General features: G+C 70.2%; 13 protein-coding genes and 1 pseudogene. 13 read left to right on the top strand and 1 reads right to left on the bottom strand.

Annotation, left to right across the window (positions count from 1 at the left end; genetic code table 11):
* Positions 1–40: 40 nt before the first annotated feature.
* The 12 genes and pseudogenes from folC to DC008_RS11235 all read left to right on the top strand — a co-directional run bounded on the left by folC (position 41) and on the right by DC008_RS11235 (position 13583).
* On the top strand, positions 41–1543 hold the full coding sequence (gene folC, locus DC008_RS11290) for a bifunctional tetrahydrofolate synthase/dihydrofolate synthase (RefSeq protein ID WP_108706861.1): 1503 nt from the start codon (positions 41–43) through the stop codon (positions 1541–1543).
* Positions 1544–1549: 6 nt separating this feature from the next.
* The gene (locus DC008_RS11285; RefSeq protein ID WP_108706860.1) at positions 1550–1906 is read left to right on the top strand and encodes a DUF4233 domain-containing protein; all 357 of its coding nucleotides are present in this window, start codon (positions 1550–1552) and stop codon (positions 1904–1906) included.
* Between the two features lie 71 nt (positions 1907–1977).
* Positions 1978–2391: a nucleoside-diphosphate kinase gene (gene ndk / locus DC008_RS11280; protein WP_019756227.1), complete on the top strand. Its 414-nt coding sequence runs from the start codon at positions 1978–1980 to the stop codon at positions 2389–2391.
* 267 nt (positions 2392–2658) lie between these two features.
* The gene (locus DC008_RS11275; RefSeq protein ID WP_004001297.1) at positions 2659–3678 is read left to right on the top strand and encodes a rod shape-determining protein; all 1020 of its coding nucleotides are present in this window, start codon (positions 2659–2661) and stop codon (positions 3676–3678) included.
* Positions 3679–3825: 147 nt separating this feature from the next.
* Positions 3826–4848, top strand: coding sequence for a rod shape-determining protein MreC (gene mreC, locus DC008_RS11270; RefSeq protein WP_108706859.1), 1023 nt, complete (start codon positions 3826–3828; stop codon positions 4846–4848).
* A 9-nt stretch (positions 4849–4857) separates the two neighbouring features.
* The gene (mreD, locus tag DC008_RS11265) at positions 4858–5529 is read left to right on the top strand and encodes a rod shape-determining protein MreD (protein WP_108706858.1); all 672 of its coding nucleotides are present in this window, start codon (positions 4858–4860) and stop codon (positions 5527–5529) included.
* A gap of 181 nt (positions 5530–5710) precedes the next feature.
* Positions 5711–7969, top strand: coding sequence for a penicillin-binding protein 2 (gene mrdA, locus DC008_RS11260; RefSeq protein ID WP_108706857.1), 2259 nt, complete (start codon positions 5711–5713; stop codon positions 7967–7969).
* A complete protein-coding gene (rodA, locus tag DC008_RS11255; protein ID WP_108706856.1) occupies positions 7966–9165 on the top strand; it encodes a rod shape-determining protein RodA in 1200 nt (399 codons plus the stop codon). Before mrdA ends, rodA begins: the two co-directional genes overlap by 4 nt.
* Before the next feature lie 72 nt (positions 9166–9237).
* Positions 9238–10740 (top strand): CYTH and CHAD domain-containing protein, encoded by a 1503-nt coding sequence (locus tag DC008_RS11250; RefSeq protein WP_108706855.1) that lies wholly within the window; start codon positions 9238–9240, stop codon positions 10738–10740.
* An 88-nt stretch (positions 10741–10828) separates the two neighbouring features.
* Complete coding sequence (locus DC008_RS11245; protein ID WP_108706854.1) at positions 10829–12802, top strand: TIGR03960 family B12-binding radical SAM protein; 1974 nt, start codon at positions 10829–10831, stop codon at positions 12800–12802.
* A gap of 137 nt (positions 12803–12939) precedes the next feature.
* Positions 12940–13089: pseudogene (locus DC008_RS36445) on the top strand (TerD family protein); the annotation flags it as partial.
* Between the two features lie 53 nt (positions 13090–13142).
* On the top strand, positions 13143–13583 hold the full coding sequence (locus DC008_RS11235) for a hypothetical protein (RefSeq protein ID WP_108706852.1): 441 nt from the start codon (positions 13143–13145) through the stop codon (positions 13581–13583).
* A 7-nt stretch (positions 13584–13590) separates the two neighbouring features.
* Here DC008_RS11235 and DC008_RS11230 read toward each other — a convergent pair whose 3' ends face one another.
* A complete protein-coding gene (locus DC008_RS11230; RefSeq protein WP_108706851.1) occupies positions 13591–14163 on the bottom strand; it encodes a hypothetical protein in 573 nt (190 codons plus the stop codon).
* Positions 14164–14494: 331 nt separating this feature from the next.
* On the opposite strand from DC008_RS11230, the gene DC008_RS11225 reads away from it, so the two are divergent.
* Positions 14495–14896, top strand: a complete 402-nt coding sequence (locus tag DC008_RS11225; RefSeq protein WP_244221344.1) for a hypothetical protein — start codon at positions 14495–14497, stop codon at positions 14894–14896.
* Positions 14897–14947 lie beyond the last annotated feature (51 nt).

The raw sequence follows: 14947 nt of genomic DNA, 5'->3' as shown, positions 1-14947 counted from the left end.
TTCGCGTACGTCCACAGGTCCGCCTCCGTAGACTGGCCCCGTGAGCGACCAGAACGAGCCCGACCCCCTCGACTCCTTCGACGAGATCATCGCGGAGGAGACCGACCGCGACCCGGACCTCGCCGTCATCGAGGCCGGCAGCCGCACCCTGCGCACCCAGGGCGGGCCGCCGCAGGCCGACGTGCCCGCCCGCCCCGAGGACCCCGAGGTCGACAAGGCCCTGCGCGAGGTCGAGGCGGAGCTGGCGACCCGCTGGGGCGAGACCAAACTGGAGCCCTCGGTCGCCCGTATCGCCGCGCTCATGGACCTGCTGGGCGAGCCCCAGCGGTCGTACCCGTCGATCCACATCACGGGCACCAATGGCAAGACGTCGACGGCCCGCATGATCGAGGCCCTGCTCGGCGCCTTCGAGCTGCGCACCGGCCGCTACACCTCGCCGCACGTCCAGTCGATCACCGAGCGGATCAGCCTGGACGGCGCCCCGATCTCCGCCGAGCGCTTCATCGAGACGTACCAGGACATCAAGCCGTACATCGAGATGGTCGACTCCTCGCAGGAGTTCCGCCTGTCGTTCTTCGAGGTGCTCACGGGCATGGCGTACGCCGCCTTCGCGGACGCGCCCGTCGACGTCGCCGTCGTCGAGGTCGGCATGGGCGGCTCCTGGGACGCCACCAACGTGATCGACGGGGACGTCGCCGTCGTGACGCCGATCGACCTCGACCACACCGACCGGCTCGGTTCCACGCCCGGTGAGATCGCCGGGGAGAAGGGCGGCGTCGTCAAGCAGGGCGCCACCGTGATCATGGCCCAGCAGCCGGTGGACGCCGCGCAGGTGCTGCTGAAGAAGGCCGTGGAGGTCGACGCCACCGTGGCCCGCGAGGGTCTGGAGTTCGGGGTCGTCGCCCGTCAGGTCGCCGTCGGCGGCCAGCTCGTCACCCTGCGCGGCCTGGGCGGCGAGTACCCCGAGGTCTACCTCCCGCTGCACGGCGCCCACCAGGCGCACAACGCCGCCGTCGCCCTCGCCGCCGTCGAGGCGTTCTTCGGGGTGGGCGCCGCCCGCGCCGAACCGCTCGACATCGACGCCGTCCGCAAGGCGTTCGCCGCCGTCGCCTCCCCGGGCCGCATGGAGGTCGTCCGGCGCTCGCCGACCGTCGTCCTGGACGCCGCCCACAACCCGGCGGGCGCCCGGGTGACCGCCGAGGCGATCGGGGAGGCGTTCGACTTCAGCCGTCTGATCGGCGTCGTCGGCACCAGCGCCGACAAGAACGTCCGGGGCCTGCTGGAGGCGTTCGAGCCGATCTTCGCCGAGATCGTCGTCACCCAGAACACCTCGCACCGCGCCATGGACGCCGACGAACTCGCGGCCATCGCCGTCGAGGTGTTCGGCGACGAGCGCGTCCAGGTCGAGCCCCGGCTGCCGGACGCCCTGGAGGCCGCGATCACGCTGGCCGAGGAGGAGGGCGAGTTCACCGGCGGCGGTGTCCTCGTCACCGGGTCCGTCATCACGGTCGGCGAGGCCCGGCTGCTGCTCGGGAAGGGCTGAGTTCCGATGCGTACGCTCTGTTCCTCGACGCTGATCGGCGAGTTCTTCGTCATCGGCTTCGCCGGTCTGGTCGCCATGAAGGACCCGGACCTGTCGATGGCGACCGTGTGGACGGTCAGCGGCATCGCGATGTTCCTGTGCGTGCTGCTGTGCGGTCTGGTGACCCGCCCCGGCGGTGTCGCGCTGGGCTGGGCCCTGCAGGTCGCGCTCATCGCGTCCGGCCTCGTCGTGCCCATGATGTTCGTGCTCGGCGTCATCTTCGCGGCGCTGTGGTGGGCCTCGGTGCACTACGGCCGCAAGGTCGACGAGGCGAAGGCGAGATTCGCCGCGCAGGCCGACTCCTCCACACCTGACGCTGCGTAACGGGCGCCTGGACACGCCCTGTAACCTCTTCCCACCGCACCCCGCAGTACGCAGTAAGAAGGAGCCCTTCCGTGACCCAGCGCACCCTCGTCCTGCTCAAGCCCGACGCCGTCCGTCGAGGCCTGACCGGCGAGATCATCAGCCGTATCGAGCGCAAGGCCGGCTGGCAGATCACCGCGCTGGAGCTGCGCACCCTGGACCAGGACACGCTGGAGCAGCACTACGGCGAGCACAAGGGCAAGCCCTTCTACGAGCCGCTCGTGGAGTTCATGGCGTCCGGTCCGGTCGTCGCCCTGATCGTCGAGGGCGAGCGGGTCATCGAGGGGCTGCGCCAGCTCGCCGGACCCACCGACCCGATCGCCGCCGCGCCGGGCTCCATCCGCGGTGACTACGGTGTGATCGTGCGGGAGAACCTGATCCACGCCTCCGACTCCGAGGAGTCCGCCGAGCGCGAGGTCAAGATTTTCTTCCCGGGCCGAGCCTGACCCCACCGGCCGCTCCCCAAGAGGGGCGGCCGCAGGTAATCTGCCGCCTGTGGCATATGCCGGGCGATCGGGGGAACGAGTGCCCCCGATGGCCCGTCTCCACAAGCGGGGCGCCTCGCCATCTGCTGACAATGGCGGAGACCCTCCCGCAGTGTTCGTGCAGGCGCGTCTACGATGGAAGCCTTCACGTCACAGCACCCACTTCGCCGACCTGAAATGCCGTCAAACGCTCCCAGGAAGGCCAGACGAATCCTGATGGGGAACTCAATGTCGTTCATCGGCCGTGACATGGCTGTCGACCTCGGGACCGCCAACACGCTGGTGTACGTCAGGGGTCGCGGGATCGTACTCAACGAGCCGTCCGTCGTCGCGATCAACACCAACACCGGTGGCATCCTCGCGGTCGGCGCCGAGGCGAAGAAGATGATCGGGCGCACGCCGGGCAACATCGTGGCCGTGCGGCCGCTGAAGGACGGCGTCATCGCCGACTTCGAGATCACCGAGCGGATGCTCCGCTACTTCATCCTGAAGATCCACAAGCGGCGGTATCTGGCTCGTCCGCGGGTCGTCGTCTGTGTGCCCTCGGGCATCACCGGCGTCGAGCGCCGCGCCGTCATCGAGGCGTCGTCCCAGGCCGGCGCCCGCCAGGTGCACATCATCGAGGAGCCCATGGCCGCGGCCATCGGCTCCGGCCTGCCGGTCCACGAGGCCACGGGCAACATGGTGGTGGACATCGGCGGCGGCACCACGGAGGTCGCGGTCATCTCCCTCGGCGGCATCGTCACCGCCCAGTCCATCCGGGTCGCGGGCGACGAGCTGGACAACGCGATCATCCAGCACATCAAGAAGGAGTACTCGCTCCTGCTGGGTGAGCGCACGGCCGAACAGATCAAGATCACGATCGGCTCGGCGTACGACCTCGACTCCGACGAGCACACCGAAATCCGCGGCCGGGACCTCGTCTCCGGACTGCCGAAGACCGTCGTCATCTCCGCGGCCGAAGTACGCAAGGCCATCGAGGAACCGGTCAACGCCATCGTGGACGCCGTCAAGACGACCCTCGACAAGTGCCCGCCGGAGCTGTCCGGCGACATCATGGACCGGGGAATCGTCCTGACCGGCGGCGGCGCCCTGCTGCGCGGCCTCGACGAGCGGCTGCGCCGCGAGACGGGCATGCCGATCCACATCGCCGAGGACCCGCTGGACAGCGTGGCGCTCGGATCCGGCAAGTGCGTCGAGGAGTTCGAGGCGCTGCAGCAGGTGCTCGACGCCCAGCCGCGCAGATGACGTAACGCTTTCGTTCCGCCGTACGAGACGACCGCCTCTCGTGCGGCGGATCGTTGATTCGGAGGCTTAAGCTCGCGCATATGCCTCCCCACAGCTGAACACCCCAACCCCCGCACATTCCAATGAGGAAGGGCACGGCCGCCGCACGTGAGGGACACACGAGAGAGCCGGCTGCTCCTGGTGCTGCTGGTCGCCATCGCGTTCGCACTGATCACGGTGGACATCCGCGGCGGTGAGGACTCCCCGGTCGACGGTGCCCGCCAGGCCGCCGCCACCGTCTTCGGCCCGGTGGAGGACGGTGTGTCGTCCGCGGTGAACCCGGTCGGCAACGCGGTCGCCGCCATCCGCGACTCCGGCGAGCGCCACGACCGGCTCGCGCGCCTGGAGCAGGAGAACGCGGCCCTCAAGGCGAAGCTCGGCAGCGACGACCGCAACCGCAGCCGCCTCAAGCAGCTCGACAAGATGCTGAAGGTCGCCGGCGAGGGCCAGTACGGCATCAAGGGCGCCCAGGTCATCGCGATAGGAGCGGCCCAGGGCTTCTCCTGGACCATCACCATCGACGCCGGCGCCGAGGACGGCATCGAACGCGACATGACCGTCCTGAACGGCGACGGACTGGTCGGCCGCGTCACCACCGTCGGCCCCAACACCGCGACGGTCCTGCTCGCCAACGACCCCGACTTCACCGTCGGCACCCGTATGGAGTCCACCGACGAACTCGGCTTCGCCTCCGGCCAGGGTGACCGCCCGCTGCGGGTAGAACTCCTCAACGGCAAGGCCGAGGTGAAGAAGGGCGACCGGCTCGTCACCTTCGGCTCGCAGGCCGACAAGCCGTTCGTCCCCGGCGTCCCCGTCGGTGTCGTCTCCCGCGTCGACCCGTCCGGCGGCGGTCTGACCCGCACCCTGTACGTGACGCCGTACGTCGGCTTCTCCAAGCTCGACGTCGTGGGCGTCGTCGTCCAGGCGCCGAAGAAGGACCCGCGCGACACGGTGCTGCCCGACAAGCCCAAGCCGAAGCCCACGCCGACCGTCACGGTCACCGTGACGCCGGGCGCCGAGGTGCCGGAGGGCGACGGGCAGCAACAGCAGGGCGACACCCAGGACCAGCCCCTGGCCGGGGGCCTGCGGCCCCGCGCCGACGACCTGTACCAGTACGAGCAAGACCAGTAGGAGCTGCTCATGCGCGTCAACCGGATCCTGCTCTCCACCTCCCTGGTCGTCGTCGCCCTGGTCGTCCAGGTGAGCGTCCTCGCCCGGCTCCATCTGCCCGGCGCCGTCCCGGACCTGCTGCTCCTGACCGTCCTCGGCCTCGCCCTGGTCTACGGCCATGTCGGCGGCGCCCTCATCGGCTTCGGCGCCGGTCTGCTCGCCGACCTCGCCCCGCCCGCCGACCACGCCGCCGGCCGCTACGCGCTGGTGCTGTGCGTCATCGGTTATCTCGCCGGCCTGTTCAAACCGGACAACGGCAAGCTCAAGTCGGCCACCGGGCCCATGGTCGTCGTGGTCGTCGCCGCGCTCGGCACGACGCTGCTGTACGCGGGCGTCGGCGCGCTCGTCGGCGACACCACCGCCCGTCATGTGGGCCTCGGCAGCCTCCTGTTCACGGCGGCGCTCTACGACCTGCTGCTCGCGCCGTTCGTCGTCCCCGGGATCATGGCGCTGGCCCGGCGCGCGGAGAACGACCCGCTCGCCGAGACCAGCACCCAGGCGAAGAAGGCCGACATCTCCTCCGGCTGGCTCTCCGGCGGCACCGGTCTGCGGATCGGCGGCCAGCGGGGCGGCCTGAAGGTCCGCACGGTCCGGGCGCGCACGGCACGCGCCGGACGCATCAAGGGGGTCAAGCGCCTGTGAGGCCCGCGGAGTTCACCCGGACGGGTGAGCCGGAAGGGAACCCCGGCTCGCGGACGGGACGTTCCACACTCGTACACGCACAGCCATACGGACCATCCGCACAGACGTCCGTCATCGCGCCGTCCGACGCGCATCGGCCCACGCACACCGGCCCACACAGGGAGAGGGGGAGGCAGCCGCAGTGAGCAACATTCCCGAGACCGGCCGGACGCCCCGCGTCCAGATCCGGCTCGTCGTCATCCAGATCCTCGTCCTCTCCCTTCTGGGCACCCTCGGCGGACGCCTGTGGTACCTCCAGATCCGCGAGGGCGAGGCCTACGCCAAGGAGGCGTCGGGCAACCACGTCCAGCAGGTCGTCCAGCCCGCCGTCCGCGGCTCGATCCTGGACGCCCGCGGCGTGCCCCTCGCGGACAACGAGACCCGGCTCGTGGTCTCCGCCTCCCGCACCGACCTGCTGAAGATGCCCGACGACGGCAAGGCCGTCCTCGCCAAGCTGGCCGGCGTGCTCGGCATGAAGCCCGCCGAGGTCATGGAGAAGGTCCGCCTCTGCGACTCCAAGACCCCCCAGCCCTGCTGGAACGGCTCGCCCTACCAGCCGATCCCCATCACCGACGAGGCCACCCCCAAGCAGGCCCTCCAGATCCGCGAGCGCGCCGAGGACTTCCCCGGCATCACCGCCGAACCCCAGGCCCTGCGCCGGTACCCGAGCCCCGGCGGCGCCAACACCGCCCAGGTCCTCGGCTACCTCTCCCCGGTCACCGACGAGGAGCTCCAGCAGGCCCAGGACACCGACTCCCCGTATCTGCGCTCCGACCAGGTCGGCCGCTCCGGCCTCGAGCGGCAGTACGACAAGGCGCTGCGCGGCAAGGCCGGCGTCACCCGCTACGAGGTCGACAACCTCGGCCGGGTCATCGGCGAGGCCGAGGCGGACCCCGCCCAGCCCGGCGCCAACCTCGTCACCAGCATCGACGCCCGCGTCCAGCGGGTCGCCGAGTACGAGCTGAACGAGGCCATGAAGCAGGCCCGCAAGGAGTGGGACCGCAACACCAACGAGCCGTACAAGGCCGACTCGGGCGCGGTCGTGGTGATGGAGGCCAAGACCGGCCGCATCGTCGCGATGGCCTCCAACCCCACCTACGACCCCAACGCCTGGGTGGGCGGCATCTCCGCGAAGGACTACAAGCAGCTCACGGGCAAGTCCTCCAACTACCCGCTGCTCAACCGCGCCATCCAGGGCCAGTCGGCACCCGGCTCGATCTTCAAGGTCATCCCGACCGCTGCCGCGGTCAACGCCGGGTACTCCTTCGACGGCCCCTACGAATGCTCCAGCTCGTACTCGATCGGCGGCCAGGTCTTCAAGAACTTCGAGTCCCAGAGCTACGGCGGCATCAGCCTCGGCCGCGCCCTGGAGGTGTCCTGCGACACCGTCTTCTACCGGCTCTCCCACCAGGAGTGGAAGCGCGACGGCGGCACCAAGCCGAAGAAGAACGCCAAGGACTGGTTCTACAAGACCGCCCACCAGTTCGGCCTCGGCGCCGAGACCGGTATCGACCTGCCCAACGAGGTCACGGGCCGCGTCCCCGACCGCAAGTGGAAGCAGGACTACTGGAAGGCCAACAAGGACGCCTGGTGCAAGTACGGCAAGAAGGGCGGCTCCTACGCCGAGCAGATCGCCTACGAGAACTGCCTCGAAGGCAACCGGCTGCGCGCGGGTGACTCCGTCAACTACTCCATCGGCCAGGGCGACACCCTCGTCACCCCGATCCAGATGGCCACGATCTACGCGGCCATCTCCAACGGCGGCACGCTCTACGACCCCACCGTCGGCAAGGCCGTGCTCAGCGCCGACGGCAGGACCGTCGAGGAGCTGAAGCCCACGTCGCACGGCAAGCTGCCGATAAGCCGTAAGACGCTCGCCGAGATGGACGACGCCCTCGCCGGAGTCGCCACCCGCGGTACCGCCGCCTGGCGGTTCGCCGACGTCGGCTGGCCCCAGGACAAGATCCCCATGCACGCCAAGACCGGTACCGCCGAGGTCTACGGCAAGCAGACCACCTCGTGGTTCGCGACGTACACCAAGGACTACTCGGTCGTCATGACGATCTCCCAGGGTGGTACGGGTTCCGGCGCCTCCGGCCCCGCCGTCCGCAACATCTACGACGCCCTGTACGGCGTCGCCGACGACGGCACCATCGACAAGAAGAACGCGCTGCTGCCCAGCCCGCAGAAGAAGCTGCCGAAGGTCCGCACCGACGGCACCATCTCCTCGCCGAAGGTCTCCAAGGACCCGGCCAAGGAGCAGCGCGCCACCCAGAAGAACGAGACCGAACCGGACCCGCAGCTCGCCGGGACCGTGTCCACCCAGTCGCCCGAGAACCGTGACACCCGGCGCCGGCGGCGCAGGAACCGCAGGCGGGGAAGCCGGAGGATGCTCACATGACCGGCGCCAACAGCTTCCAGGTCTCCGGTTACGGGCCACAGCGGGCGGGCCTGTCCCGCCTGCTCGCCCGTGACTCGCTGGCCCGCCGACTGGACTGGCCGATACTGCTGGCCGGAATCGCCCTGTCGCTGATCGGCTGCGTCCTGGTCTACTCGGCGACCCGCAACCGCACCGAGCTCAACCAGGGCGACCCGTACTACTTCCTGGTCCGGCACCTGCTGAACACGGGGATCGGCCTCGCCCTCATGGTCGGGACCGTGTGGCTGGGCCACCGCGCCCTGCGCACGGCCGTGCCCATCCTCTACGGCCTGTCCGTCTTCCTGATCCTGCTGGTGCTCACCCCGCTCGGCTCCACCATCAACGGCGCCCACTCCTGGATCAAGCTCCCCGGCGGCTTCTCGCTGCAGCCCTCGGAGTTCGTCAAGGTCACGATCATCCTGGGCATGGCGATGCTGCTGGCCGCGCGCGTCGACGCGGGCGACAAGCAGTACCCCGACCACCGCACGGTCGTGCAGGCCCTCGGCCTGGCCGCCGTACCCATGCTGATCGTCCTGCTCATGCCCGACCTCGGCTCGGTCATGGTCATGGTCATCATCGTGCTCGGGGTGCTGCTCGCCTCCGGCGCCTCCAACCGCTGGGTATTCGGCCTCATCGGCGCGGGCACCAGCGGCGCTATCGCCGTCTGGCAGCTCGGCGTCCTCGACGACTACCAGATCGCCCGCTTCGCCGCCTTCGCCAACCCCGAGCTCGACCCGGCCGGCGTCGGCTACAACACCAACCAGGCGCGCATCGCGATCGGCTCCGGCGGGCTGACCGGGTCGGGGCTGTTCCACGGCTCGCAGACCACCGGCCAGTTCGTCCCCGAGCAGCAGACCGACTTCGTCTTCACGGTGGCGGGGGAGGAGCTCGGCTTCGTCGGCGGCGGACTGATCATCCTGCTGCTCGGCATCATCCTCTGGCGCGCCTGCCGTATCGCCCGCGAGACCACCGAGCTGTACGGCACGATCGTCGCGGCGGGCATCGTCGCCTGGTTCGCCTTCCAGTCCTTCGAGAACGTCGGGATGACCCTCGGAATCATGCCGGTCACCGGTCTGCCGCTGCCATTCGTGTCCTACGGAGGATCGTCGATGTTCGCCGTCTGGGTGGCGGTCGGACTGCTCCAGTCCATCCGGGTGCAACGCCCGATGTCGGCCTGAGCCGCCGTACACCGGGCGGTTCAGGGCCGGCAGAACCTGTCGCCGCACCCGGTCTCCGCTTACATTCGGTTCATGGCGGACACCAAGCGCGAGATCGAGCGGAAGTACGAGTCCGACGACAGCAGCCTGCCCGACCTGACCGGTGTCGCCGGGGTCGCGGCCGTGATCGACAAAGGGGTCGCGCACCTGGACGCCACCTACTACGACACCACCGACGAACGCCTCGCCGGAGCGTCGGTCACCCTCCGTCGCCGCACCGGCGGCTCCGACGCCGGCTGGCATCTGAAATTCCCCGTCGCCCCCGGCGTCCGGGACGAGATCCAGGCCCCGCTCTCCGACACACTTCCCGACGACCTCGCCGCCCTGGTCCGCTCACGGGTCCGTACCGCCCAACTCGTGCCGGTGATCCGGCTGCGGTCCGACCGCGACGCCCGTGACCTCGTGGACGCCGACGGACGGGTGCTCGCCGAGATCAGCGTCGACGCCGTCCGGGCCGAGCGGCTCACCGGAGGCGGCGGCCGCACCCAGTGGACCGAGATCGAGGTGGAACTGGCCGACGACGGCGACCCCGCCCTGCTCGACCAGGTCGAGAAGAAGCTGCGCAAGGCGGGCGTACGGCCGTCCGCGTCGCCGTCCAAGCTGGCCCGCGCCCTGGCCGAGACCGCTCCGAGGACACTCGCCGCCGCGTCGCCGGAGCCGTCGGGGACCGCGGGCGACCACGTCCTCGCCTATCTGCGCACCCAGCGCGACACGATCGTCGCCCTCGACCCCGCCGTGCGCCAGGACACCGAGGACTCCGTGCACAGCATGCGCGTCGCCACCCGCCGCACCCGAAGCGCCTTCAAGTCCTTCGGCAAGGTCCTCGACCGCTCCGTCACCGACCCGATCGCCGACGAGCTGAAATGGCTGGCCGGTGAGCTCGGCGTGGACCGGGACCGTGAAGTCCTGAACGAACGCCTCTCCGCCGCCCTCGCCGAGGTGCCGCCCTCCCTGGTCGCCGGGCCCGTCGCCGAGCGGCTGAGCAGCTGGGCGGGGGAGCGGCCCGGCGGCGCGAGCGCCCGGCTCATCGGCGTCCTCGACTCCCGCCGCTATCTGGCACTGCTCGACGCGCTCGACGGCGTGCTCGCCGACCCGCCACTGCTGAAGGCCGCCGGGAAGAAGCCGGCCAAGGTGCTCGGCAAGGCCGTACGCAAGGACTTCGGCAAGGTGGCCGCGCTGGTGCGGCAGGCACTGGACCTGGAGCCCGGCGCCGAGCGCGACGTGGCCATCCACGAGGCCCGCAAGAAGACCAAGCGGACCCGGTACGCGGCGGAGGCGGCCGTACCGGCCCTCGACGGCCCCGCCAAGGACCTGGTCAAGTCCATGAAGGCTCTGCAGAACCTGCTGGGCGAGCACCAGGACAGCGTCATGGCCCGCCAGACCCTGCGCGAGCTGGCCGCCGGCGCGCACGCCGCGGGCCACAGCGCCTTCACCTTCGGGCTGCTGTACGGACGGGAGGAGCAGCGGGCGGCCGCCGTGGAGGCCGGGCTGCCCGGATTCTGGGACGGGGTGAAGCACAGGGCGGACGCCCTGTGAGCCATCGGGCGTGCTGAGGGGGTCCGGCGCCGCGTTACGCTAGATGGTCACCCCTGTCAGTTCAGTCCAGCTCACGAAGGTTCGCGAGATGTCTGCCGAAACCGCTGCGGCCGCCGAGTCCGTGTTCCCGCAGCTCGAAGCTCTGCTCCCGCATGTGCAGAAGCCGATTCAGTACGTCGGCGGAGAACTCAACTCCACGGTCAAGCCGTGGGAGTCCTGCGACGTCCGCTGGGCGCTCATGTACCCCGACGCCTACGAGGTCGGGCTGCCCAACCAGGGCGTCATGATCCTCTACGAGGTCCTGAACGAGCAGGAGGGCGTCCTCGCCGAGCGCACCTACAGCGTGTGGCCGGACCTGGAGGCCCTGGTGCGGGAGCACCACGTCCCGCAGTTCACGGTGGACAGCCACCGCCCGGTGAAGGCCTTCGACGTGTTCGGCCTGTCCTTCTCCACCGAGCTCGGCTACACGAACATGCTGGCCGCCCTGGACCTCGCGGGCATCCCGCTGGAGTCCAAGGACCGCACGATCGACGACCCGATCGTGCTGGCCGGCGGACACGCCGCGTTCAACCCCGAGCCGATCGCCGACTTCATCGACGCCGCCGTCATCGGCGACGGCGAGCAGGCCGTCCTGGACATGACCCGCGTCATCCGCGAGTGGAAGGCCGAGGGCCGGCCCGGCGGCCGCGAGGAGGTCCTGTTCCGCCTGGCGAAGACCGGCGGTGTCTACATCCCGGCGTTCTACGACGTCGAGTACCTCCCCGACGGCCGGATCGCCCGCGTGGTCCCCAACAGGTCGGGCGTCCCGTGGCGGGTCTCCAAGCACACCGTCATGGACCTCGATGAGTGGCCCTATCCCAAGCAGCCCCTCGTGCCGCTGGCCGAGACCGTCCACGAGCGCATGTCCGTGGAGATCTTCCGCGGCTGCACCCGAGGATGCCGCTTCTGCCAGGCCGGCATGATCACCCGCCCGGTTCGTGAACGCTCCATCACCGGCATCGGTGACATGGTCGAAAAGGGCCTGAAGGCGACAGGCTTCGAAGAGGTGGGCCTGCTGTCCCTCTCCTCGGCCGACCACTCGGAGATCGGCGACATCGCGAAGGGCCTGGCGGACCGGTACGAGGAAGACAAGATCGGCCTCTCCCTCCCCTCCACCCGCGTGGACGCCTTCAACGTCGACCTGGCGAACGAGCTGACGCGCAACGGCCGCCGCTCCGGCCTCACCTTCGCCCCCGAGGGCGGCTCCGAGCGCATGCGCAAGGTCATCAACAAGATGGTCTCCGAGGACGACCTGATCCGCACGGTCGCCACCGCGTACGGCAACGGCTGGCGCCAGGTGAAGCTGTACTTCATGTGCGGCCTGCCGACGGAGACCGACGAGGACGTCCTGCAGATCGCAGACATGGCGACCAAGGTGATCGCGAAGGGCCGAGAGGTCTCGCGCTCCAACGACATCCGCTGCACGGTCTCCATCGGCGGCTTCGTCCCCAAGCCCCACACCCCCTTCCAGTGGGCCCCGCAGCTCTCGGCGGAGGAGACGGACGCCCGCCTGGAGAAGCTCCGCGACAAGATCCGCGGCGACAAGAAGTACGGCCGCTCCATCGGCTTCCGCTACCACGACGGCAAGCCCGGCATCGTCGAGGGCCTGCTCTCCCGCGGCGACCGCCGCATCGGCGCCGTCATCCGTGCGGTCTACGACGACGGCGGCCGCTTCGACGGCTGGCGCGAGCACTTCTCCTACGACCGCTGGATGGCCTGCGCGGACAAGGCGCTGGCCCCGTTCGGCGTCGACGTCGACTGGTACACGACGCGCGAGCGCACGTACGAGGAGGTCCTCCCTTGGGACCACCTGGACTCCGGCCTCGACAAGGACTGGCTCTGGGAGGACTGGCAGGACGCCCTCGACGAGACGGAGGTCGAGGACTGCCGCTGGACGCCGTGCTTCGATTGCGGCGTGTGTCCTCAGATGGACACCCACATCCAGATCGGCCCGACGGGCAAGAAGCTGCTGCCTCTGACGGTCAAGAACGCTGCGTCGGCGCCGAGCGGTCACTCTCACTGACCGCCCCCTCAGGGCGCCGGGTGGGCTGCTTCTGCCCTCGGCGGTCAAGGGCCTCCTGAGGGCTGTTGAACCCGTCCGCGCGGTTGCCGGGTCGTCGCCTTGGCCGCACGGTAGCGGTTCCCGACGCCCTGCGCGGGCTCTCGGACGGCCGTGCCGGGGAGACGGCCTTGGTGCTGGGCTCCTTCCGGCACCGGCCGAACGGTGACTGGGACTTCGTCCTCGGCGGAAAGGGCTACGCACGAGGTCTCGAAGAACTCCTCCAGGACTACGGCATCGAGGTGGAGTAGGGGCGTGTGACGGAGCCCTGGATCTTCCGGGTGCGCGCTGTTTGGATGTGGGTATGCGAAGCGTCCAGTTGTTGGTGGTCGGTGTCCTCTTCGGGGCCTGGGCCGCCGCCTCCTTCCTCAACGGGCGGCAGGGACGGCTGAGCGCTCGGCTCGTCGACGGGCGGCGCGTCGCGATTCCCTGCCGGATCAGCCCGGCGGGGTCCGATCGCTGGGTGCGCGGGTCCTTCGTGATCGCGGCGGGGACGTGGTCGTGGGAACGCCCTTCGTCGCGCCCCGAGGGGCCCGTGCTGCCGTCGGACGCGCGGATCGTGCGGATCCGGATGGCCGAGGGGCGTGAGAGGAACCGGCTCCACCACCGAGTCCTGGTGGTGGAGTGCGCCTCCGCCCACGGGGACGTCCGGCTCGCGGTGGTGCCCGGGCAGCTGGAGCATTTGGTGATGAAGCTCGCCCCGGCCGGATACGAGGTGCCTGGACCCGGCGCCGGCGTCCCATAGGCGCCCGTCAGGCGGGCATCGGTGGCGGGAAGCCCAGGAGGTTCAGGAGGGCCGTGAACAGGTCCTCGGCGAAGACCTCGTGGGAGCGGAGCAGGTGTTCGATGGCGGAGCGGTCGGCCGTGGGGTGGACGCCGGCCGCTCTGGCCCAGGAGAGGGCGCCCTCGGCGTCCTCCGGGACGGCCTCGTCGAGTTCGGCGAGCTTGAGCCGGACCGCCTCGTGGAACGCCGGTGTGTAGAGCCAGGTGATCGGGTCGTCCACGTCGTCGGGCTCCTCCACGAGCAGCCGGGCGACGGCGTCCAGGTTGAGCCACGCCTGCCAGCTCCGGCCGGTGGTGTCCAGCCCGGTGACCAGGGCCAGGTCGCTGTCGGAGACGTCGGCGACGCAGGCGGGGGCGCCGGACCGGTCGACGAGGGCGGGGAGGCGTTCGGCGTTCCAGGTGCCCTGCCGGAGCTGCACGGTCTGCCAGCCGCCGGGGCGCCGCCCCTCCGGTTCGACGATGTCCTCGACGCCCTCGAACAGAGGGCTCTCCCGCAGTGGACCGCTGCTGCGCGCGAAGACCAGATGCCCCGAGAACCCCATGGGTCCCCCTCCCACTCGTTGCGCGCACCCTACCGACCAGCACTGACATCGGCGCCCGGCCGTCGCCTGACTGGCCGCGCTCCGTTCGCCGTGGTGACCGCCGCTTCCTAGCTTGGCAACAGCCGTCGAGGAGGTGGTGCAGATGCTGGCGAACCAGCCGCCCGCGGGTGGTCCTCAGTGGGGTGATCGCGGAAGCGGGGCGGGTGGCCCCCAGTGGGGTGAGCGCGGCAACGGCCCGCCGCCTCCCGCCGGGTGGCCGCCGCCGTCCGGGCCGCCGCAGAAGAGGCGTCGTAGCCGCGGCTGTCTGTGGGGATGCGCGGGGGCATTGGTCGTGGTGGTCGCCATCGGAGTCGCCGTGGCCGTGGTGGCGGGGGACGACGGCGATGACTCCACGACGTCCGCGCCCACCGCGACGACGCCTCAGGGGGAGACCCGCAAGGGCAAGAGCGAGCGGGACGATCTCACCAGCTTCCAGGTCGACGACCGTTCGCAGGCCGGGATCAACGACATCTGGCTCACCTGGACGATCCGTAACAACAGCAGCGGGAAGTCGGACTACTCGTGGGAGTGGGAGGCCGTCGGCTCCGACGGCACACGGCTGGACAACGGGACCGAGATCGAGACGGCGGTCCAGCCCGGTCAGACCGCCAAGGGCGAGACCTTCACGACGCTCAAGACCGCTCAGGGCGTCAGGCTCAACATCACCGACTTCGACCGGACCGCCTCCTACTGACGCAGATCGTCGGCGCGAAAGTGCATCCGTCCAGGCCACCGCCGCGTCTAC

It is taken from the genome of Streptomyces nigra (assembly GCF_003074055.1).
In the GTDB taxonomy this organism is placed as follows: Bacteria; Actinomycetota; Actinomycetes; order Streptomycetales; family Streptomycetaceae; genus Streptomyces; species Streptomyces nigra.
Note: the sequence above shows the minus strand (reverse complement) of the source record. Positions and strands in the feature narration are given on the sequence as shown.